Genomic DNA, 20,910 nt, shown 5'->3' on the forward strand with positions numbered 1-20,910 from the left:
GCGGTGAAAAAGCTGCTGGCCAACGCCATTGCCGCGTGCAACAAGGCCGGCAAGTACATCGGCATTTGCGGCCAGGGCCCATCGGACCACCCGGACCTGGCCAAGTGGCTGATGGAGCAAGGCATCGAGAGCGTGTCGCTGAACCCGGACTCGGTACTCGAAACCTGGTTCTTCCTGGCCGAGGGCCAGGGCGCAGCCTGACGCAGTAAAACGCGGGGGTACGTCTGGCGTACCCCCGCCTGGTTTTTTCCAGGGCGTGTTCCAGTGATGGTTCCCGCCCTTTTTTGTGCACCAAGCAACCTTATGCAAAGCAGCAGCATTCTATTCCCCGTGGCCTTGCTCAGTGCCGAGCGCCGCGGTGACCTCAGCGAAGACGTGTACCGGATCAAGGCTGGCAACGGCCCTGACCCCAGCGTCGAGCTGGCCATCACCCGTTTGGGGATGGCCGATCAGGGCCGTGCCCATGGTGTGCCGGTCATTCTTCTGCACGGCAGTTTTTCCAACCGGCGTTTCTGGTATTCGCCCAAAGGGGTAGGCCTGGGTGCCTACCTCGCCCGTGCCGGTTTTGACGTGTGGATCCCGGAAATGCGCGGCCACGGCCTGTCGCCGCGCAACCACGCCTGGCAGCACAACAGTGTGGCCGCGTATGCCCGTGATGACCTGCCGCTGATTGCTGCGTTCGTGCGCGAACAGTCGGGCCAGGCGCCGCACTGGATTGGCCATTCGCTGGGCGGCACCACGCTCGCGGCGGCGCTGGGGGGTGGTTATCTGGCTGCCGACCAGGTGGCCAGTGTGGCGCTGTTCGGCACCCAGATCAGCCGCGTGTACTGGCCGTTGAAGGTACCGCCGCTGGTGTGGGGCGCAAAGCTGGTGCTCAAGCGCTGGGGGCAGATATCCGGGCCGCGCTTCAAGCGGGGTCCTGAGGATGAGCCGATTGGCCTGGCGCTGGAGAGCATGCGCTGGCATGGATTGTTCGGGCGCTTTGGCGACAAGCAGAACGACTGGTGGGCGGGGCTGGCAGAGGTGGACGTGCCGCTGCTGGCGGTGGCCGGCGCGGGGGACTTCCAGGACCCGGTGTGGGCCTGCCGCAAGCTGTTCGAGCAGTTGGGCGGCGAGCGCAAGCAGTTCCTGCGGCTGGGGCGTGAGGAGGGCTTCGACGCTTTCGGGCACGTCGACATGCTGGTGAGCAAGGCTGCGCAGGTGCAGGTGTGGCCGTTGGTGGAGCGTTGGCTGCGTAATCCGCTGCTGCCGGTGCATGAATCTACGGTGGCTGTAGAGCCTTTGCCAGCCAGCTGACTTTGTTTTGGCAGTACCGGCCCTTTCGCGGGCGCGCCCGCTCCCACAGGGATATCACAAGGCTTATGTGCCGTGAAATCCCTGTGGGAGCGGGTTTACCCGCGAAGAGGCCGGCCCAGGCTAAACACAAATGACTGCCCGGTCCCGGATGACTGCGACAGCCTCCAAGGTGTAGCCTTGGCCGATACCCGCTTTCGTTGTGACTGACAGGAGCTTCCCATGCAGCATTACGTAACGCCCGACCTGTGTGACGCCTACCCGGACCTGGTCCAGGTGCTGGAACCGATGTTCAGCAATTTCGGCGGCCGTGATTCGTTCGGCGGCCAGATCGTCACCATCAAGTGCTTCGAGGACAACTCGCTGGTCAAGGAGCAGGTCGAGCTCGATGGCAAGGGCAAGGTGCTGGTGGTCGATGGCGGTGGTTCGCTACGCCGTGCGCTGCTGGGCGACATGCTTGCCGAAAAGGCCGCTAAAAACGGCTGGGAAGGCCTGGTGATCTACGGCTGCGTGCGTGACGTCGATGTGCTGATCCAGACCGACGTCGGCGTGCAGGCCCTGGCCAGCCATCCGATGAAGACCGACAAGCGCGGCATCGGCGACCTCAACGTGGTGGTGACCTTCGCCGGGGTGACCTTCCGCCCGGGTGAGTACGTGTATGCCGACAACAATGGCGTGCTGGTCTCGCCAAGCCCGCTGAAAATGCCGGAGTGATGCGCCGCACGCGCTGATGGAGCTTTGATGTTCGAGGAAGACAACGCGCAGTGGGGGCTGGTGCATGCCCTGGTGCTCGATGGTAAAGGCGGCGCACGCTCGATTGCCCGTACCGAACTGGACGACCTGCAGTTGCAACCGCAGCAAAGCCTTTGGCTGCACTGGGATCGAAGCCATCCGCAAACCCGCACCTGGCTGCTGCGTGACAGTGGCCTGAGCGAGTTCGCCTGCGAGTTGCTGCTGGAGGAAAACACCCGGCCCCGCCTGCTGCCCATGGCAGACGAACAGCTGTTGCTGTTCCTGCGCGGGGTCAACCTCAACCCGGGCGCCGAGCCCGAAGACATGGTTTCGGTACGCATTTTCGCCCAGGCGCAGCGGGTTATCTCGTTGCGCTTGCGGCCGTTGCGCGCCAGTGACGAGATTCTCCAGCAGCTGGAACAGGGCAGGGGCCCCAAGTCAGCCTCCGAGCTGTTGCTGCTGATGGGCGAACTGTTGACCGAGAAGGTGCAGGGCCTGGTCAGCGACCTGTCTGAACTGGTTGACCTGGAAGAAGAAAAGGTCGAATCCGACGAACGGTATACCCCGGAGCACGGCAGCTTGCAGCAGATCCGCCGTCGTGCCGCCGGCCTGCGCCGTTTCCTGGCCCCACAGCGGGAAATCTACGCCCAGCTGTCACGCAGTAAATGGAGCTGGTTTGCCGATGCCGACGCCGATTACTGGAACGAGCTGAACAACAGCCTGATTCGCTACCTCGAAGAGCTGGAACTGACCCGCGAGCGGGCAGCACTGGTGCTGGAAAGCGAAGACCGGCGGCGTAGCGAGCGGATGAACCGTACCATGTACCGCTTTGGCATCATCACCTGCATCTTTCTGCCCATGAGCTTCATCACCGGGCTGCTGGGCATCAATGTCGGCGGCATTCCGGGGGCGGATAACCCGTTGGGCTTCCTGTTCGCCTGCATCGTCGTGCTGGGGCTGGCGGTGGGGCAGTGGTGGCTGTTCCGGCGGTTGCGATGGGTTTAGGTGAAAATTTTGAAACATTCGTCCCAACAGGATGTGTGACCCGTTGCCCGACCATCTCGTCTCTTGCTGACACTGCGCGAGGTGCCCATGCACGATCCGTTTGAAGAATCCCTGCGCGACCTGCTCAAGGCATCACCCTCCGGCAATGACCGGGACGACCGGGATGACGCTGCCTGCCTGGGTCGCGTGCTGAAAACCGCCAACCGTCAGGTGGGCGCGGGTGATCTGTTCAGCCTGCTTGGCCGCTGGAGCCAGGCGCTGCTGATCGCCGTCAACAATGGCTCGGCGCATGTCGCGCCGGTGCGTCGACACTCTTCCCGCAACGCTGCCAGTGGCAGCAAAGCAGATAAGGCCGATTGATTATGGAACTCGATCTCTGGACCCAGAGCCTGGTCACCGCGATGACCGCGCTCTGGACCAAGGTAGCGAACTTCATCCCCAACCTGTTCGGCGCGCTGGTCGTGGTGCTGCTCGGTTTCGTGGTGGCCAAGCTGCTCGATACGCTGCTGTCCAAGGTGCTGGCCAAGTTTGGCCTGGACCGCCTGATGGCCGGCACAGGTCTCACCAAGATGCTTGGCCGGGTCGGCATCCAGGTGCCGATCTCGACCCTGATCGGCAAGATTGTCTACTGGTTCGTGCTACTCATCTTCCTTGTCTCGGCCGCTGAGTCGCTGGGCCTGGAGCGGGTTTCGGCTACCCTCGACATGCTCGCCCTCTACCTGCCCAAGGTGTTTGGCGCGGCCTTGGTGCTGCTGGCCGGTGTGCTGCTGGCACAGGTGGCCAACGGCCTTGTGCGCGGCGCCGCCGAAGGCATCGGGCTTGAGTATTCGGCAGGCCTCGGGCGGATTACCCAAGGGCTGGTGATCATCATCAGCATTTCGGTGGCCATCAGCCAGCTCGAGGTGAAAACCGACCTGCTGAACCACGTGATCGTCATCGGGCTGATTACCGTTGGTCTGGCTGTTGCCTTGGCCATGGGCCTTGGCAGCCGTGAAATTGCCGGGCAGATCCTGGCCGGCATTTACGTGCGCGAGCTTTACCAGGTGGGCCAGCACGTGCGGATTGGAGAGGTCGAAGGCCAAATCGAGGAAATCGGCACGGTCAAGACAACGCTGCTGACCGATGATGGCGAACTGGTGTCGCTGTCCAATCGCGAACTGCTTGAGCAGCGTGTCAATAGCCGCTAACCGCACAAAAGCTGTTAATGTATGCCGCCGCGAAATTCGACCCACGGGGTCGCGCGGCGACATTGACCTGACTGTCGGCCAGATCCGTTTTGAATAAAGTTCATTCGCCGCCCATGCGTTATGACCCCCGCGAGCTCACCGACGAAGAGTTGGTGGCGCGTTCGCATGAGGAGCTGTACCACGTTACCCGCGCCTATGAGGAGCTCATGCGGCGCTACCAGCGGACCCTGTTCAACGTCTGTGCGCGTTATCTGGGGAACGACCGGGACGCGGACGATGTCTGTCAGGAAGTGATGCTGAAAGTGCTGTACGGCCTGAAGAACTTCGAGGGTAAATCCAAGTTCAAGACCTGGCTCTACAGCATCACCTACAACGAGTGCATTACCCAGTACCGCAAGGAGCGCCGTAAACGCCGGTTGATGGATGCCTTGAGTCTGGACCCTGTTGAAGAGGCGTCCGAAGACAAGACACCGAAGCCGGAAGAAAAAGGCGGGCTGGACAAATGGCTGGTGCATGTGAACCCGATAGACCGGGAAATCCTGGTGCTGCGTTTTGTCGCAGAGCTGGAATTTCAGGAAATTGCCGACATCATGCACATGGGCCTGAGCGCAACGAAAATGCGCTACAAGCGTGCGCTAGACAAGCTTCGTGAGAAATTTGCCGGCCTTGATGAAACTTAGTGGCGAGCAAATATCTCTAACGAATCGGCGAGTTCTGCTAGACTTGCCGTCGAGTTGTCCCCCGTGTTTGTGGTGGGACTGCTTAACTATCACCAGATGGGGATTTAACGGATGAAATTGAAAAACACCTTGGGCTTGGCCATTGGTTCGCTCGTAGCTGCCACTTCGATTGGCGCTATGGCACAAGGTCAAGGCGCCGTCGAGACCGAAGTTTTCTACAAGAAAGAATTCTTCGACAGCCAGCGCGACTTCAAGAACGACGGCAACCTGTTCGGCGGCTCGATCGGTTACTTCCTGACCGATGACGTTGAACTGCGTCTGGGCTACGACGAAGTGCACAACGCTCGTGGCGAAGACGGCAAGAACATCAAGGGCTCGAACACCGCCCTGGACGCCGTTTACCACTTCAACAACCCGTACGACGCCATCCGTCCGTACGTTTCCGCTGGTTTCTCGCACCAGTCGCTGGGCCAGACCGGCCGTGGCGGTCGTGACCACTCCACCTTCGCCAACGTTGGCGCTGGCGCCAAGTGGTACATCACCGACATGTTCTACGCCCGTGCCGGCGTTGAAGCTCAGTACAACATCGACCAGGGCGACACCGAGTGGGCTCCAAGCGTTGGTGTTGGCCTGAACTTCGGCGGTAGCCCGAAGCAAGCCGAAGCCGCTCCAGCTCCAGTTGCTGAAGTCTGCTCCGACTCCGACAACGACGGCGTGTGCGACAACGTCGACAAGTGCCCAGACACCCCGGCCAACGTTACCGTTGACGCCGACGGCTGCCCGGCTGTTGCCGAAGTCGTTCGCGTTGAGCTGGACGTCAAGTTCGACTTCGACAAGTCGGTCGTCAAGCCAAACAGCTACGGCGACATCAAGAACCTGGCTGACTTCATGAAGCAGTACCCACAAACCACCACCGTGGTTGAAGGTCACACTGACTCCGTGGGTCCAGACGCTTACAACCAGAAGCTGTCCGAGCGTCGTGCCAATGCCGTCAAGCAAGTGCTGACCAACCAGTACGGCGTAGAATCCAGCCGTGTTGAATCGGTTGGCTACGGCGAAACCCGTCCGGTTGCCGACAACGCCACCGAAGAAGGCCGTGCTGTCAACCGTCGCGTTGAAGCTCAGGTTGAAGCTCAGTCCAAGTAATTGGCCTGATGTTTCATGAAAAACCCGGCCTCGGCCGGGTTTTTCTTTGCCTGGGATTTGTGTCGCCGATGCTGGCTCTTTGCCATCTGGCGCGATCACTTGTAGGAGCGGCCTTGTGTCGCGAAAGGGCTGCGTAGCAGGCCCAGCAATTCTTGCAGCTGTGCTGAAATACTGGGGCTGCTACGCAGCCCTTTCGCGACACAAGGCCGCTCCTACAAAAGCTGCATTTCAACTGGCTACTGCACGCAGGCTTTGAACCACCTGCTCCCCAACCACCTCACCAATCACCAATATCGCCGGGCTACGCAAGCCAAACCCCCGCGCATCCTTCACCATCCCCCCCACATCGCTTCTGCACTCTCGCTGCTCAGGCAACGAGGCATTCTCGATCATCGCCACCGGCATCCCTGGTGCCATACCCCCGTCCAGCAACCCCTGGCGCACCTGCTCCAGCCGTGCCACGCCCATGTACACCACCAGCGTCGTCCCGCCCTGAACCAATGCCGCCCAGTTCAGCTCACTGTCGTCCTGGGTATGCGCGGTGACCAGCGTCACGCCCCGGCTCACACCGCGTGAGGTCAGGGAAATCCCGCATTGCGTGGCGCCAGCCAGGCCAGCGGTGATCCCGTTGACCACTTCCACCTCGATGCCGTGACCCTGCAGCCACAGTGCCTCTTCACCACCACGGCCGAAAATGCACGGGTCGCCACCCTTTAGCCGTACCACGCAACGCCCTTGCCGGGCATGGCGCAACATCAGGCGCTGGATGAACGCCTGCGGCGTGGAGCGGCAGCCGCCACGCTTGCCCACGGCAATCACCCGGGCCTGCGGGCAATGCTCCAGCACCGCCGGGTTGACCAGGTCATCGATCATCACCACTTCCGCTTGCTGCAAAGCACGCACGGCCTTGAGGGTGAGCAGTTCGGGGTCGCCGGGGCCTGCACCTACCAGCCACACTTTTGCATTCATCAGGTATTCCTCATTGGCAGGGTGCGCTCAGCCCTTGAGCAGGCTGAGCAGGAGAATCAGGTTGAGCAGCAAGGACAGCAGGGCCAGGGTGCGCCACACCTTCAGCGGCTCGCGTTCCAGCAAGGGGCGGGGCCGGCCGGGCAGTTCCTGACGGTCGCCGCGTTCGAGCAGCAGTAGCCAGTGCTCTGCGGTTTCGAAGCGTTGTGCCGGGTCGGCGGCCACCGCTTGCTGCAGGTTGTGCTGCAGCCATTCCGGCAGGTCGGGGCGGTAGCGGGCGGCGTTGACCGGTTGGCCGAAGCGCGGGCGCTGGAAGGCTTCCACCTCGCCATACGGGTAGTGCCCGGTCAGCAAGTGGTATAGCGTCACGCCCACGGCGTACAGATCCTGGCGCGGGCTGGGCGGTTGGCCATCGAACGCTTCCGGGGCAATGTATGAGGGCGTGCCGGGCACCTCGTGCAGCGGGTCTTCGGAAAGGCCGGGGCAGTAAGCCAGGCCGAAATCCAGCAGGCGCAGTTGGCCATCGCTGCCCAGGTGCAGGTTTTCTGGCTTGATGTCGCGGTGCAGCAGGTTGCGCCGGTGCAGCACGCCGACCGCCTGCAGCAGCTGCCGTGCCATTTCCAGCCACTGTGGCAGGGGCAACGGCCCCTGTTCGGCCAGCAGCACCGCAAGGTTTTGCCCGGCACATTCGCGCATCACGTAGTACAAGTGTTGCCGCTGGCTGGCCGCATGCAGCTCGGGGAAGTGCCGGCCCGCAACCCGGCGCAGGAACCACTCTTCGAGCAACAGCGCTTGCGCAGCCCCGGGTGCTTGCCCGCGTTCGGCAGGCAAGGTCTTGAGCAGCCAGGGTTGGCCCTGGCTGTCGCGCACCCGGTACAGCAGTGACTGGCGGCTTTGTGAAAGCAGGCTTTCGGCCCGCCAGTCATCAATCAGTTGCCCGTCGCGCAGCGCGCCGGGCACCGGCCACTGCTGCAATTGCGCCAGGGTATCGCCCAGGTTGGCGGTGCCCAGCTGTTCGACTTGCACCAGCAAGGCACTGGCGTTGTCCTGGCTGCCATTGAGGTGCGCGCTGGCAACCAGCGTGTCGACGGCCTGTTGCAAGTCGGTGTGTTCGCGCAGCACTGCCTGGATGTGCTGGTCGCCCAGGCTGGCCCAGACACCGTCGCTGAGCAGCAGGTAGCACTCGCCCGGCTTCAGTTCGCCCTCCAGGTAATCCACCAGCAGGTGCTGGTCCAGGCCCAATGCGCGTTTCAGCACATGCTGCATGCCCGGTTGATCCCATACATGGTCTTCGCTCAGGCACTGCAGATGCCCGGCGTGCCAGCGGTACACCCGACAGTCACCGACATGCGCCAGGGTGAAGCGCTTGCCCCGCAGCACCAATGCGCTGAGGGTGGTCAACAACGGCTGGCCGCTGCCCTGGGCACGCAGCCAGCGGTTCTGTGCCAGCAGCAGGCGGTCGAGGGCCTGGGCCACGCTCCAGGTGGCGGGGGTGGCGTAGTAGTCCAGGGCCAGTGCCTGCAAGCTGGCCCGTGCAGCCAGGCCACCATCGGCGCATTGGCTGACGCCGTCGGCAAGGGCGAACAGGTAGCCCTTGCTGGCGGCGAGCTCCGGCGCTGGGGTAACCAGGCGCAGGGCATCCTGGTTTTCCTCGCGTGGCCCGGTGGCGCTGGCCTGGGCAAAGCTCAGTTGCAGGCTCATGGGTGTGCCTCAGACTCGTGCAGCGGTAACCGCTGCCGAGCCCCAGGTGGTGCGCCAGCGCTGCTTCACGCCATGCAGGCCGAACCAGGCCAGCAGGCCCAGGCTGGCGAACAACCACAGCCCCAGCTGGTAGTCACCGGTGTGCTGCTTGATGGTGCCAAGCCCGGCCGCCAGCAGGAAGCCACCGATGCCGCCGGCCATGCCGATAAGGCCGGTCATCACGCCGATCTCCTGGCGGAAGCGTTGTGGTACCAGTTGGAATACCGCGCCATTGCCGGCGCCCAGCCCCAGCATGGCACTGACGAACAGCGCCAGTGCGGCAGCGGCAGATGGCAGGTTGAAGCCCACCGCAGCGATGCAGATGGCGGCCACGCTGTACATGCCCAGCAGGGTGCGGATGCCGCCGAAGCGGTCGGCCAGGCCGCCACCGATCGGGCGCATCAGGCTGCCGGCGAACACGCAGGCGGCTGTGTAGTAGCCTGCGGTGACCGGGTTCAGGCCGTATTGGTCGCTGAAGTAGCCGGGCAGGGCGCTGGCCAGACCGATAAAGCCGCCGAAGGTGACGCTGTAGAAGAACATGAACCACCAGCTGTCGCGGTCACCGAGGGCCTTGAGGTAGTCGGCCATGGCTTTCGCTTTGGGGCGCTGCGGGGCATTGCGCGCCAGCAGGGCGAATACCACCAGTGCAAGTGAAAGCGGAATCAGCGCAAAGCCGAACACGTTGTTCCAGCCAAAGCCGGCGGCCAGTGCCGGGGCAAGCAGGGCGGCGAACACGGTGCCGGAATTGCCGGCACCGGCGATGCCCATGGCCTTGCCCTGGTGCTGCGGCGGGTACCACTGCGAAGCCAGCGGCAGCGATACGGCAAACGAAGCACCGGCAAAGCCGAGGAACACACCCAGCAGCAGCGCCTGTTCATAGCTGTGCACGCCCAGGTGCCAGGCGGCCGCCAGGGCGACAATCACGATGACCTGGCCAATCAGGCCAGCGGTCTTGGGTGACAGGCGGTCGACCAGCACGCCCATGGCAAAGCGCAGGATCGCCCCGGCCAGGATCGGCATGGCCACCATCAGGCCCCGTTGTTGTGCACTCAGTTGCAGGTCGGCGGCAATCTGCACCGCCAGCGGGCCCAGCAGGTACCAGACCATGAAGCTGAGGTCGAAGTACAGGAACGCGGCGAACAGCGTGGGCACATGCCCGGATTTCCAGAAGCTGGTACTCATCGAACACCTCACTCGGCAATGCAACGGAACGAAAAAACGCCGCTACCCACTCCACGGTTGTGCAGGGGAGAGCGACGTCTTTGTCGGGATTTAAGTGGGGCAACCGCCGTTGGCTACCGGAGCTGATTGTTCAGCAAGAGATGGGCCAACTTTCATATGTGACGCGGTCCCTTGTAGGAGCGGCCTTGTGTCGCGATGGGCTGCGCAGCAGCCCCAATTTTCAGCTTCGCAGCGCAGATTGTCGGGGCTGCTGCGCAGCCCATCGCGACGCAAGGCCGCTCAGGGATCGCGTGCGCAGTTAACCGAGCATCTCGTGCATGGCGATGATCTGTTCGGCTACCTGGATCAGCTTCTGCTGCCGGCTCATGGCCTGGCGGCGCATCAGGGTGTAGGCCTGTTCCTCGTTGCAGTCTTTCATCTTCATCAGCAAACCCTTGGCCTGTTCAATACGCTTGCGCTCGGCCAGCTGCTGGTCGCGCGCCACCAGCTGCGCCTTCAGCGCCTGGTCACTTTCGAAGCGGGCCATGGCGACGTCCAGGATCGGCTGCAGCCGGGCGGCATGGATGCCTTCGACGATATAGGCGCTAACACCCGCCTGGATCGCCTGGCGCATCACCCCGGGGTCGTGTTCGTCGGTGAACAGCACGATCGGCCGCGGCTGGTCACGGCTGACCAGGACTACCTGCTCCATCACATCGCGGTCTGGTGAGTCAGTGTCGATCAGCACCACGTCCGGGTGCACCGTTTCGACGCAGGCCGGCAGGTCGATGGTCAGGCCTGGGGCTTCGGTGACCTCGAAGCCGGCCTCGATCAGGGCGGCCTTCAGGCGGCCGAGTTTGTGCTGGGTATCGTCGATCAGCAGGATGCGCAACATGGTCGTCCCCCTCACGCGCCGACACGGGCATCGGGCAAATCGCCCAGGGCATGCAGGCTGAAGCTGCGGGCATAGCCGTAGGGATCGCTGCCGTCCCAGCGGGTGCCGTCGATCAACAGGCTGCTGCGCATCGGCAGTGCAGGGCACGCTACGCCAAGGCTCTGCGCCGCTTCGCTGTACAACGCCAGCTGTTGTACCTGGCGGGCAATGCCGAGGTAGTCGGGGTCTTCGCGCAGCAGGCCCCAGCGGCGGAACTGGGTCATGAACCACATGCCGTCGGACAGGTACGGCAGGTTGGCCCGGCCCATGTCGAACAAGCGCAGGGCGTGCGGGTCTTGCCAGTGGTTACCCAGGCCATCCTGATAGTTGCCGACCAGGCGTGGTTCGATGCTTTCCAGCGGCGCGTCCAGGTAGGCGCTGCCGCTGAGCAGCTGCGCGGTGCTGCGGCGGTTTTCCGGGTTTTGTTCGATGAACCTGCTGGCGGCGAGGATTGCCTTGATCAGGGCGCGGGCGCTGTTGGGGTATTGCTCGGCGAAGGCTCGGGCACAGGCCAGGACCTTTTCCGGGTGGTCCGGCCAGATCGACTGGCTGGTGGCCAGGGTGAAGCCTTGGCCATTGGCCACGGCATCGGCGGCCCACGGCTCACCTACGCAAAAGCCGTCGATACGCCCGGCCTGGACATGCGCGGCCATCTGGGCAGGCGGTACCACCACGCTGTCCACATCGCGCAGCGGGTGGATGCCCTGGCTGGCAAGCCAGTAATACAGCCACATGGCGTGGGTGCCGGTTGGAAAGGTCTGGGCGAAGGTCAGGCGTGCGCCGTGCTGGTGCACCAGCCGCGCCAATGCTTCAGGGTTGGTCACGCCTCTGCGCTGCAAGGCTGGGGAAAGGTTGATGGCCTGGGCGTTCTGGTTCAGCCCCATGAGCACCGCCATGTCGCTGGCCGGTACGCCACCGATGCCCAGGTGCACGGCGTAGACCAGGCCATACAGGCAGTGCGCGGCATCCAGCTCGCCGCTGACCAGCTTGTCGCGCAGCCCGGCCCACGAACCTTGGCGCTTGAGGTTGAGGGTAAGGCCGTGTTGCTGGGCGAAGCCCTGGGTGGCGGCGACCACCACCGAAGCGCAGTCGGTCAGGGCCATATAGCCGATGTTCAGGCTTGGCTTTTCTGGCGCGTCGCTGCCATTGACCCAGGCCAGGGGGGTTGCTCGGGGTACAGTGTTCACAAGGTTCCTCGCCGGTACTGATAAGGCTGTGAGCCAAACCGGTGCAACCGATGTGCCAGGGCAGCAGTGGCCCATGATTTGCTGTCCTGCCAGCGCCACGGTGGCTATAATCGCCCCCTCACTCACCCCGAGCCTTGCCCGCCCATGTATACCCTGGCCCGCCAGCTGCTGTTCAAGCTTTCTCCGGAAACCTCCCATGACCTGTCCCTGGACCTGATCGGTGCCGGTGGCCGCCTTGGCCTCAACGGCGTGCTGTGCAAGCAGCCGGCGGCATTGCCGGTTTCGGTCATGGGCTTGAACTTCGCCAACCCGGTAGGCCTGGCCGCTGGCCTGGACAAGAACGGCGCGGCCATCGACGGCTTTGCCCAGCTGGGCTTCGGTTTTGTCGAGATCGGCACCGTCACCCCGCGCCCGCAGCCGGGCAACCCAAAGCCACGGCTGTTCCGCCTGCCGCAAGCCTCGGCCATCATCAACCGCATGGGCTTCAACAACCTGGGCGTCGATCACCTGCTCGACCGTGTACGTGCTGCGCGCTACAACGGCGTGCTGGGCATCAATATCGGCAAGAACTTCGACACCCCGGTCGAGCGCGCCGTCGATGACTACCTGATCTGCCTGGACAAGGTCTACACAGCCGCCAGCTACATCACCGTCAACGTCAGCTCGCCGAATACCCCCGGCCTGCGCAGCTTGCAGTTCGGCGATTCGCTCAAGCAATTGCTCGACGCCCTGGCCGTGCGCCGTGAGCAGTTGGCAACCACCCATGGCAAGCGCGTACCGCTGGCGATCAAGATCGCCCCGGACATGAGCGATGAAGAAACCGCACTGGTAGCCGCTGCACTGATGGAGTCGGGCATGGATGCGGTCATCGCTACCAACACCACACTGGGCCGTGAAGGTGTCGAAGGGCTGCCGTATGGCGGTGAGGCGGGCGGGCTGTCGGGTGCGCCGGTGCTGGAGAAGAGCACCCACATCGTCAAGGTGCTGGCGGGTGAGCTGGGTGGCAAGTTGCCGATCATCGCCGCCGGTGGCATTACCGAAGGCCGCCATGCTGCCGAAAAGATCGCTGCCGGTGCGAGCCTGGTACAGATCTATTCGGGCTTCATCTACAAGGGGCCGGCGTTGATCCGCGAAGCGGTGGACGCTATCGCTGCAATGCCACGGGTATAATCGGCAGGCAAAAAAAAGGGCCCCATCAAGGGGCCCCTGGGCCTTCGCCCGCCGCCCGGATGGGGCGTGCATGGTAAATCGAATTCAGTGTCCTCGATCAGCCAACGGCGTGATTTTCGTTGAGTCTATGGATGCCAGCGGTGCCAGTCATTCCGTCCCAGTTATCACCGCGACCTTCGCGCCAGCCGTTGATCCAGGCTTGGCGAACAGAAGGAAGATTGAACGGGCAAAGTTCGCGGGATTTGCCGGTGACCCCGTATTGGTAGCCACGTGAATATGCTCTTTCCAACGGATCACGCTTAAGTCTTCTCATAGGGTGTTGCCCTCACTTGTTGACTGTAATGTCCCGTCGGCCTCTCCGAGGCCGGGCAGAGTCTTTCTGCCGGTTTGCGCCCGCTGCCGGCGTGGCGGGCTGAAGGTGCCGCCTCGTTGCGAAGCGGCCTGAGACCAGTTCTAACGAATGCGAGTCACGCTGTGAATGATCGATTTGTCATAAGCACGTAACCTTTCCTAGGGTGAGGGGGATAAGTAAATGAATGCGACTCAACCTTGTTTGAGGTTTGGCCCGGTATGATCGGGGTTTGCTGATCATTGACGTCATTTCGCCAGCGTTGCTCGCGCATGACAGAAATAAGTTGAAATGCGACGAAGGGTCACATCGCCCCGGGCATCGCCAGAATTTTTTGTACTGCCTGATGATCTAAGCTGTCTTTGCCACTTGGCCAGGCATGGATCGGTCAGGCGGCCTGGCTTTTCACGGCACGCTCATGTGCTTCGAAAGGCCACCTGCATGCCTGCTGGAAAGGCATGCGGGCAAACATCGCGGGGTGATGCGTCGCCCCGTCAGTCAAATAGCCAAAGGCTCTGGAATACTCATGTCGGACCGTTTCGAACTCTACCTCACCTGCCCCAAAGGCCTTGAAGGCCTGCTTGCCGAAGAGGCCAAGGGCCTTGGCCTTGAGGAAGTGCGTGAGCACACCTCGGCCCTTCGCGGCGTCGCCGACATGGAAACCGCTTACCGCCTGTGCGTATGGTCGCGATTGGCCAACCGGGTGCTGCTGGTGCTCAAGCGCTTCTCCATGAAGAACGCAGACGACCTCTACGACGGTGTGAACGCAGTCGATTGGGCCGACCACCTGGCAGCCGATGGCACCTTGGCGGTGGAGTTCAGTGGCCATGGCTCGGGTATCGACAACACCCACTTTGGTGCGCTGAAGGTCAAGGATGCGATCGTCGACAAGCTGCGCAACCGCGAAGGCCTGCGCCCGTCGGTGGAAAAAATCGACCCTGACGTGCGTGTGCACCTGCGCCTGGACCGTGGCGAGGCCATTCTTTCGCTCGATCTGTCCGGGCACAGCCTGCACCAGCGTGGCTACCGCCTGCAGCAAGGTGCTGCGCCCCTGAAGGAAAACCTGGCAGCAGCGGTGCTGATCCGCTCGGGCTGGCCGCGTATTGCCGCCGAAGGTGGGGCACTGGCCGACCCGATGTGCGGTGTTGGTACCTTCCTGGTTGAAGCTGCAATGATCGCTGCCGATATCGCGCCCAACCTCAAGCGTGAGCGTTGGGGGTTCACTGCCTGGCTCGGCCATGTGCCGGCGCTGTGGCGCAAGGTGCACGACGAGGCGCAGGCGCGGGCACAAGCCGGCCTGGCCAAGCCACCACTGTGGATCCGCGGCTACGAGGCCGACCCACGGCTGATCCAGCCGGGCCGCAACAACGTCGAGCGTGCCGGCCTGAGCGAGTGGGTGAAGATCTACCAGGGTGAAGTCAGCACCTTCGAGCCGCGCCCGGACCAGAACCAGAAAGGCCTGGTCATCAGTAACCCGCCTTACGGCGAGCGCCTGGGTGACGAAGCCAGCCTGCTGTACCTCTACCAGAACCTCGGCGAACGTCTGCGCCAGGCCTGCATGGGCTGGGAGGCAGCGGTGTTCACCGGCGCGCCGCAGCTGGGCAAGCGCATGGGTATCCGTAGCCACAAGCAGTACGCGTTCTGGAACGGCGCCTTGCCGTGCAAGCTGCTGTTGTTCAAGGTGCAGCCTGACCAGTTCGTCACTGGCGAGCGCCGCGAAGCGCAAGCTGACAACGCCGAAGTCCGCGAGCAGGCGCCTGTAGCCATTGAACAGGCGCGCCTGTCGGAAGGGGCGCAGATGTTTGCCAACCGCCTGCAGAAAAACCTCAAGCAACTGGGCAAGTGGGCCCGCCGCGAGCACGTTGATTGCTACCGCCTGTACGACGCTGACATGCCCGAGTATGCCTTGGCGGTTGATCTGTACCACGATTGGGTGCATGTGCAGGAGTACGCCGCGCCACGTTCGATCGACCCGGACAAGGCCCAATCGCGCCTGCTCGATGCGCTGGCGGCCATCCCTCAGGCACTGGGCATTTCGCCGCAGCGCGTGGTGCTCAAACGCCGCGAGCGCCAGAGCGGCACGCGCCAGTACGAGCGCCAGGCTACCGAGGGCCGTTTCCAGGAGGTGAACGAAGGCGGCGTCAAGCTGCTGGTCAACCTTACCGACTACCTCGACACCGGGCTGTTCCTCGACCATCGCCCGATGCGCATGCGCATCCAGCGCGAGGCTGCCGGCAAGCGCTTCCTCAACCTGTTCTGCTACACCGCCACGGCCTCGGTGCATGCGGCCAAGGGTGGCGCGCGCAGCACTACCAGTGTCGACCTGTCGAAAACCTACCTGGACTGGGCGCGGCGTAACCTGGCGCTCAATGGTTTCTCCGAGCGCAACCGCCTGGAGCAGGGCGATGTGATGGCTTGGCTGGAAGGCAACCGCGACAGCTATGACCTGATCTTCATCGACCCGCCAACCTTCTCCAACTCCAAGCGCATGGAGGGCGTGTTTGACGTGCAGCGTGACCACGTACAGTTGCTGGACTTGGCCATGGCCCGCCTGGCGCCAGGTGGTGTGCTGTACTTCTCCAACAACTTCCGCAAGTTCCAGCTGGATGAGCACCTGGCGGCGCGTTACGCGGTAGAGGAAATCACTGCCCAGACGTTGGACCCGGACTTTGCCCGAAACAATCGCATTCACCGGGCCTGGCGCCTGCAGCTGCGTTGAGCCGACGAGGTACGTTGCGCGGCTGATGGCCAATAGCTATAAATGAGGACAGGGCAAGATAATCCGCAGGACGCTGACGTGACGAGATGGGTGTATGTCAAAGTGTGGCGTGCGTGCGCGGTTACTTGGCCTGTGCACAGAAGCGGTGTCCGCCTGGGCGGTGGCGCTGGTGGCGTTGGTGTTGGGCGGCCTGTTGACGGCCGCCCTGGCCCTTGCCGCGCAGACCTTGTACAAGCAGCAATTGCGCCAGCGTTTCGAGTTACTGGCCGGCGAACGTTTCAGCCGTATTGCCGAGCGCTTTGATGAACAGCAGCAGCGCCTGGACGGGCTGCGGCGGTTCTTCAGTTTTTCCAATGAGGTGACCCCGCACGAGTTTGACGGTTACGCCCGGCCCTTGCTGCAACGCACCCTGGCCTACGCTTGGGCACCGCGTGTCGAAGCCGCGCAACGCGCTGAATTCGAGCGGCATGCCCGTGAGCATTCCGGCCCGGGCTATGTAATCCGTGACCAGGATGCACAAGGCCAGTGGCGTCCTGCGCCGCTGCGCGACCATTATTTCCCCGTGTTGTATACCCAGTCCGGTGAAATGCCGGGGCTGCCCTATGGGCTGGACCTTGCCGGCCAGGGTGAGCCACAGGCCGCCCTGGCCCGGGCACTCGGGCCTGGTAGCATGGCGGTGTCCGAACCCTTGCCCCTCTACGACATTCCTTCGTATGCGCGTGGTCTGCTGCTGGTGGCGCCCGTGTTTTCCGATGCCAACCCGCATGGCGCAGCAGCGGGCTATGTCGTGGCCTTGTTGAGCATGCGCGAACTGGTCAGCGATGGGCGGCCAGTGGTGGCGGATGACAACCTGGTGGTGCGGATTGTCGATCCATCCGGGTCGCAAGGGCCGCAAGTGTTGTTCGACTCGCAGAACCAGGTCGCCCCCTTGTCGCTGTCCAGCAACCAACTGTTGCACCTGGCTGACCACCACTTCCAGTTGAGCATCCTGCCGAGCCAGGCCTTCGTGCAGGCCAACCGCTCTTCGGCAGTGCTGGCGGTCGGCCTGCTGGGCGGCTTGCTCAGCCTGCTGCTCAGTGCCTTGCTCTACAACCTGTTCAGTCAGCGCCAGCGCGCACTGGCCTTGGTCGAGCAGCGCACCGCCGAGTTGCGGGTCAGCGAGCAGTCGCTGCGCGGCACTCACAACCAGTTGCGCAGCGTACTGGATGCCGCGACCCAGGTTGCCATCATCGCCACCAACCTCAAGGGCGTGGTCAGCACCTTCAATGCCGGCGCCGAGCGCATGCTCGGTTACCCGGCCAGCAAGGCCATCGACCGGCTGCGCCTGGAAGACCTGGTGTTGCCCGAGGAGCTGAGCCTGCGCGCCCATGCACTGAGCCTGCGTTACGGTCGCCCGATTGCCGGTGGCCAGGCCATGTTCGCTGAAACCGTGCAGGAGCATGGCGCTGAGCCGGGTGAGTGGACCTTGTTGCGCGCCGATGGCAGCCAGTTGGTAGCCAACATGCTGGTCACTGCCATGCTCGACGAACAGGGCTTGTGGGTCGGTTACCTGGCGATTTGCATCGATGTCACCGAGCGGCGACGGGTGCACGAGGCGCTGGCAGCGCGCGACCGGCTGCTGGAAAAGCTCAGTGCCGAAGTGCCTGGTGGTATCTATCAGTACCGCCTGGATGGCAATGGCCATTCGTGCTTCCCCTATGCCAGCAAAGGCCTGTACGACATCTACGAAGTCGACCTGCAGCAGTTGCGCGAAGATGCCACGCTGGTGTTCGAGCGTATCCACCCCGATGACCTGGACCGCGTACGCCGGTCGGTGCGTTACTCGGCCGAGCACCTGGCACCCTGGCGTGAGGAGTACCGGGTGTGCCTGCCACGTGCTGGCCTGCGCTGGGTGCGTGGCGAAGCGACGCCGGAGGTGGGGGAGCAGGGCTGTACCTTGTGGCATGGCTACCTGACAGATATCTCCGACCTCAAGGGCGTGGAGGAAGAGTTGCGGGCGCTGTCGGTGACCGACGCGTTGACCGGCATCCATAACCGTCGCTACTTCCAGGATCGGCTCAAGGCCGAACTGGAACGGGCCCAGCGCGACGGCATGGCGTTGGCCGTGATCATGCTCGACATTGACCACTTCAAAGGTATCAACGACCGCTTCGGCCATGCCGTGGGCGACCGGGTGCTGCGCAGCCTGTGCCAGCGCATTGGCCAGCGCTTGCGGCGTACCGACGTGTTCTGCAGGCTGGGCGGGGAGGAGTTCATGGTGCTGTGCCCGGGCAGCGATGCCGAGCAGGCACGGTTGCTGGCGCTGGAACTGTGGCAAGGGGTGCGCAATGTGCCGGTGGAGGGCGTGGGCAGGGTGACTGCAAGCTTTGGTGTGGCGGGGTGGCGGCCGGGAGAGGGGGCCGATGCCTTGCTGTTGCGGGCGGATGCGGGGGTGTATGCAGCCAAACAGGCCGGGCGCGACCGGGTGGAAGGGGAGTCGGCCTGACGCGGTCTTTGTAGGAGCGGCCTTGTGTCGCGAAAGGGCTGCAACGCAGCCCCGGAAATTTCTGCGAACTTGCTGAAATCGAGGGGCCGCTGTGCGGCCCTTTCGCGACACAAGGCCGCTCCTACAGCGACCGCGTCACTCGGCCCCGAGGCGATCGGCTGGTAAACTCAGTTGGCCGCTGTGCTACCGGCCAGCTTCGGCTGGCGATACAGGTCCAGCAGCACCTGGTCGAGCACCTGCGAAGCGCCCCACGGTTTCGGGTCGTTGAGGATTGCCGCCACCGCCCAGGTATGGCCATTGCTGTCACGGCTGAAACCGGCAATTGCCCGCACCGTGTTCAGTGTGCCGGTCTTGATGTGCCCCTCACCGGCCATGGCCGTGCGCTTCAGGCGCTTGCGCATGGTGCCGTCCATGCCCACCAGCGGCATCGAACTCATGAACTCGGCCGCGTAGGGGCTCTTCCAGGCGGCCTGCAGCATCTCGGCCATTTCGCGGGTGCTGACCCGCTCGGCACGCGACAGGCCAGAGCCGTTTTCCATCACCAGGTGCGGTGCCGTGATGCCTTTCTTTGCCAGCCACTGGCGCACTACACGCTGCGCGGCACGGGCGTCGTCACCATCGGCATCGGTGCGGAACTGCGCACCCAGGCTCAGGAACAGCTGCTGTGCCATGGTGTTGTTGCTGTATTTGTTGATGTCGCGGATCACTTCAACCAGGTCTGGCGAGAAGGCGCGGGCCAGCAGGCGAGCACTCTTGGGTACGTTCTCAATGCGGTCGCCACCCTGGATGCTGCCACCCAGTTCGTTCCAGATGGCGCGCACTGCACCGGCGGCGTAGGTCGGGTGGTCGAGCAGCGACAGGTAGGTTTGCGAGTTGCAGCCGTCGCCCAGCTGACCGCTGACGGTTACGCTGATGCCATCGGCCTGAGGCACCGGGTTGTAGCGCACGTCGCCTGTGCACTGCTTGGAGGCCACGGCCTTGACCTGGTTGTCGATGCGAATGCTGGCAATCGGTGGCTCGACCGCGATGGTGACCTTGCCGCCGTCGTTGCGGGCCACGAAGCGCAGGGCCTTGAGGTTGACCAGCAGCGAGTCGGGCTTGACCAGGAACGGCTTGTTTACATCGCCGCCGTCATCGTTGAACTGTGGCAGGTTGGGCTGCACGAAGTGACTGCGGTCCAGCACCAGGTCGCCGGTGATGGTGCGCACGCCATTGGCACGCAAGTCACGCATCAGCAGCCAGAGCTTTTCCATGTTCAGTTTCGGGTCGCCACCACCTTTGAGGTACAGGTTGCCATTGAGCACACCGTTGCTCAGGGTGCCGTCGGTGTAGAACTCGGTCTTCCACTGGAAGGTCGGGCCGAGCAGTTCGAGGGCGGCGTAGGTGGTGACCAGTTTCATGGTCGAGGCCGGGTTTACCGAAACATCGGCATTGAACACGGTCGGCGTGCCGGGGCCGTCCAGCGGCAGCATCACCAGCGACAGCGCTGTGTCCTGCAGCTTGTTGGCCTTGAGGGCCTGCTGCACTTTGGCCGGCAGGGTGGTATTGACGGCGGCGGCGTGGCTGGGCAAGGCAAGTGGCAGCAGCAGGCCGGCAAGAACGAAGGGACGAAGCGTTTTGATCATAATCAAAAAATACCCTGCAGCGAGGGAAAAGGGCATTGGGGCTGTAAGAGATGGTGGCCCCAGGATGAAAGAGTACGCATTATGCCCCAAGCGTAGCGACGATGCGCCACGTTCGACGGAAAAGCACCGCCAATAAAAAAGGCCACCCGCAAGGGCAGCCTTTCAGCGATCAAACCGGGCAGGTATTACTCTGCCTTGTTGATCGGCTTTTCCGGGTACCAGGCGTCCAGCAGCGGGCTGACTTCGATTTTTGTCAGTTCGCTGCGGCCCTTGAGCCAGGCTTCAACGGCAGCACGCTGTTCTTCGCTGACCGAGCCACGCTTGACCGAGCACACCAGGCCGTAATCGTCACCGCCTACATAGTCCAGGCCGTTGGCGTCCATGGCATCTTCCAGGAACGCATCGAGGAAAGCATCGATTGCCTGGTCATCCAGATCTTCCTTGAATTCCAGGTTCAGCTCGAAGCCCAATTCCTGAAACTCGTCGACACACAGCTTCTTGCGCAGACGACGGGAGCGGTTTGTGGCCATG

The 20,910-nt window shown here is 63.2% G+C and carries 19 protein-coding genes; 11 read left to right on the forward strand and 8 right to left on the reverse strand.

Annotated features, from left to right (window positions below):
* The 8 genes from ACQKPZ_RS17690 to ACQKPZ_RS17725 form a co-directional block, all read left to right on the forward strand.
* Positions 1–201: putative PEP-binding protein (locus ACQKPZ_RS17690; RefSeq protein ID WP_427540505.1), on the forward strand; the 201-nt coding region annotated here is incomplete at its 5' end.
* Positions 202–303: 102 nt separating this feature from the next.
* On the forward strand, positions 304–1,296 hold the full coding sequence (locus tag ACQKPZ_RS17695; protein ID WP_427540508.1) for an alpha/beta fold hydrolase: 993 nt from the start codon (positions 304–306) through the stop codon (positions 1,294–1,296).
* Between the two features lie 219 nt (positions 1,297–1,515).
* A complete protein-coding gene (gene rraA / locus ACQKPZ_RS17700; RefSeq protein ID WP_003248652.1) occupies positions 1,516–2,007 on the forward strand; it encodes a ribonuclease E activity regulator RraA in 492 nt (163 codons plus the stop codon).
* Positions 2,008–2,034: 27 nt separating this feature from the next.
* Entirely contained in the window at positions 2,035–3,030 is a 996-nt protein-coding gene (locus tag ACQKPZ_RS17705) for a zinc transporter ZntB (protein ID WP_427540511.1), read from the forward strand.
* 87 nt (positions 3,031–3,117) lie between these two features.
* Positions 3,118–3,390, forward strand: coding sequence for a hypothetical protein (locus tag ACQKPZ_RS17710; RefSeq protein WP_051098885.1), 273 nt, complete (start codon positions 3,118–3,120; stop codon positions 3,388–3,390).
* Between the two features lie 2 nt (positions 3,391–3,392).
* The gene (locus ACQKPZ_RS17715) at positions 3,393–4,217 is read left to right on the forward strand and encodes a mechanosensitive ion channel family protein (RefSeq protein WP_427540514.1); all 825 of its coding nucleotides are present in this window, start codon (positions 3,393–3,395) and stop codon (positions 4,215–4,217) included.
* Between the two features lie 113 nt (positions 4,218–4,330).
* Positions 4,331–4,897, forward strand: a complete 567-nt coding sequence (gene sigX, locus ACQKPZ_RS17720) for an RNA polymerase sigma factor SigX (protein ID WP_346643868.1) — start codon at positions 4,331–4,333, stop codon at positions 4,895–4,897.
* Positions 4,898–5,008: 111 nt separating this feature from the next.
* Complete coding sequence (locus ACQKPZ_RS17725; protein ID WP_391136308.1) at positions 5,009–6,043, forward strand: OmpA family protein; 1,035 nt, start codon at positions 5,009–5,011, stop codon at positions 6,041–6,043.
* 228 nt (positions 6,044–6,271) lie between these two features.
* Here the strand turns inward: ACQKPZ_RS17725 and cobA are convergent, their stop codons facing one another.
* From cobA to ACQKPZ_RS17750, 5 genes are all read right to left on the reverse strand, one after another.
* Positions 6,272–7,012: a uroporphyrinogen-III C-methyltransferase gene (gene cobA, locus ACQKPZ_RS17730; RefSeq protein ID WP_427540517.1), complete on the reverse strand. Its 741-nt coding sequence runs from the start codon at positions 7,010–7,012 to the stop codon at positions 6,272–6,274.
* A 27-nt stretch (positions 7,013–7,039) separates the two neighbouring features.
* Positions 7,040–8,710, reverse strand: a complete 1,671-nt coding sequence (locus ACQKPZ_RS17735) for a protein kinase domain-containing protein (protein ID WP_427540519.1) — start codon at positions 8,708–8,710, stop codon at positions 7,040–7,042.
* Positions 8,711–8,719: 9 nt separating this feature from the next.
* Complete coding sequence (locus ACQKPZ_RS17740) at positions 8,720–9,931, reverse strand: nitrate/nitrite transporter (RefSeq protein ID WP_427540522.1); 1,212 nt, start codon at positions 9,929–9,931, stop codon at positions 8,720–8,722.
* A gap of 298 nt (positions 9,932–10,229) precedes the next feature.
* Complete coding sequence (locus ACQKPZ_RS17745) at positions 10,230–10,805, reverse strand: ANTAR domain-containing response regulator (RefSeq protein ID WP_427540526.1); 576 nt, start codon at positions 10,803–10,805, stop codon at positions 10,230–10,232.
* 11 nt (positions 10,806–10,816) lie between these two features.
* Positions 10,817–12,031, reverse strand: a complete 1,215-nt coding sequence (locus ACQKPZ_RS17750; protein WP_427540529.1) for a CmpA/NrtA family ABC transporter substrate-binding protein — start codon at positions 12,029–12,031, stop codon at positions 10,817–10,819.
* A 144-nt stretch (positions 12,032–12,175) separates the two neighbouring features.
* Between ACQKPZ_RS17750 and ACQKPZ_RS17755 the strand changes: the two genes are divergently transcribed.
* The gene (locus ACQKPZ_RS17755; RefSeq protein WP_427540532.1) at positions 12,176–13,201 is read left to right on the forward strand and encodes a quinone-dependent dihydroorotate dehydrogenase; all 1,026 of its coding nucleotides are present in this window, start codon (positions 12,176–12,178) and stop codon (positions 13,199–13,201) included.
* Between the two features lie 97 nt (positions 13,202–13,298).
* Here ACQKPZ_RS17755 and rmf read toward each other — a convergent pair whose 3' ends face one another.
* Complete coding sequence (gene rmf, locus ACQKPZ_RS17760; protein WP_003248687.1) at positions 13,299–13,514, reverse strand: ribosome modulation factor; 216 nt, start codon at positions 13,512–13,514, stop codon at positions 13,299–13,301.
* A gap of 562 nt (positions 13,515–14,076) precedes the next feature.
* Between rmf and rlmKL the strand changes: the two genes are divergently transcribed.
* Positions 14,077–16,269 (forward strand): bifunctional 23S rRNA (guanine(2069)-N(7))-methyltransferase RlmK/23S rRNA (guanine(2445)-N(2))-methyltransferase RlmL, encoded by a 2,193-nt coding sequence (rlmKL, locus tag ACQKPZ_RS17765; protein ID WP_403201166.1) that lies wholly within the window; start codon positions 14,077–14,079, stop codon positions 16,267–16,269.
* A gap of 94 nt (positions 16,270–16,363) precedes the next feature.
* Complete coding sequence (locus ACQKPZ_RS17770) at positions 16,364–18,754, forward strand: sensor domain-containing diguanylate cyclase (RefSeq protein WP_427540535.1); 2,391 nt, start codon at positions 16,364–16,366, stop codon at positions 18,752–18,754.
* Between the two features lie 167 nt (positions 18,755–18,921).
* Here the strand turns inward: ACQKPZ_RS17770 and dacB are convergent, their stop codons facing one another.
* Both dacB and ACQKPZ_RS17780 read right to left on the reverse strand, forming a co-directional pair.
* Positions 18,922–20,379 (reverse strand): D-alanyl-D-alanine carboxypeptidase/D-alanyl-D-alanine endopeptidase, encoded by a 1,458-nt coding sequence (gene dacB / locus ACQKPZ_RS17775; RefSeq protein ID WP_427540538.1) that lies wholly within the window; start codon positions 20,377–20,379, stop codon positions 18,922–18,924.
* Positions 20,380–20,564: 185 nt separating this feature from the next.
* Positions 20,565–20,909, reverse strand: coding sequence for a YggL family protein (locus ACQKPZ_RS17780; RefSeq protein WP_391136337.1), 345 nt, complete (start codon positions 20,907–20,909; stop codon positions 20,565–20,567).
* Position 20,910 lies beyond the last annotated feature (1 nt).

Origin of the sequence: Pseudomonas sp. NPDC089547 (assembly GCF_050280665.1) — a bacterium.
Lineage (GTDB): Bacteria > Pseudomonadota > Gammaproteobacteria > Pseudomonadales > Pseudomonadaceae > Aquipseudomonas.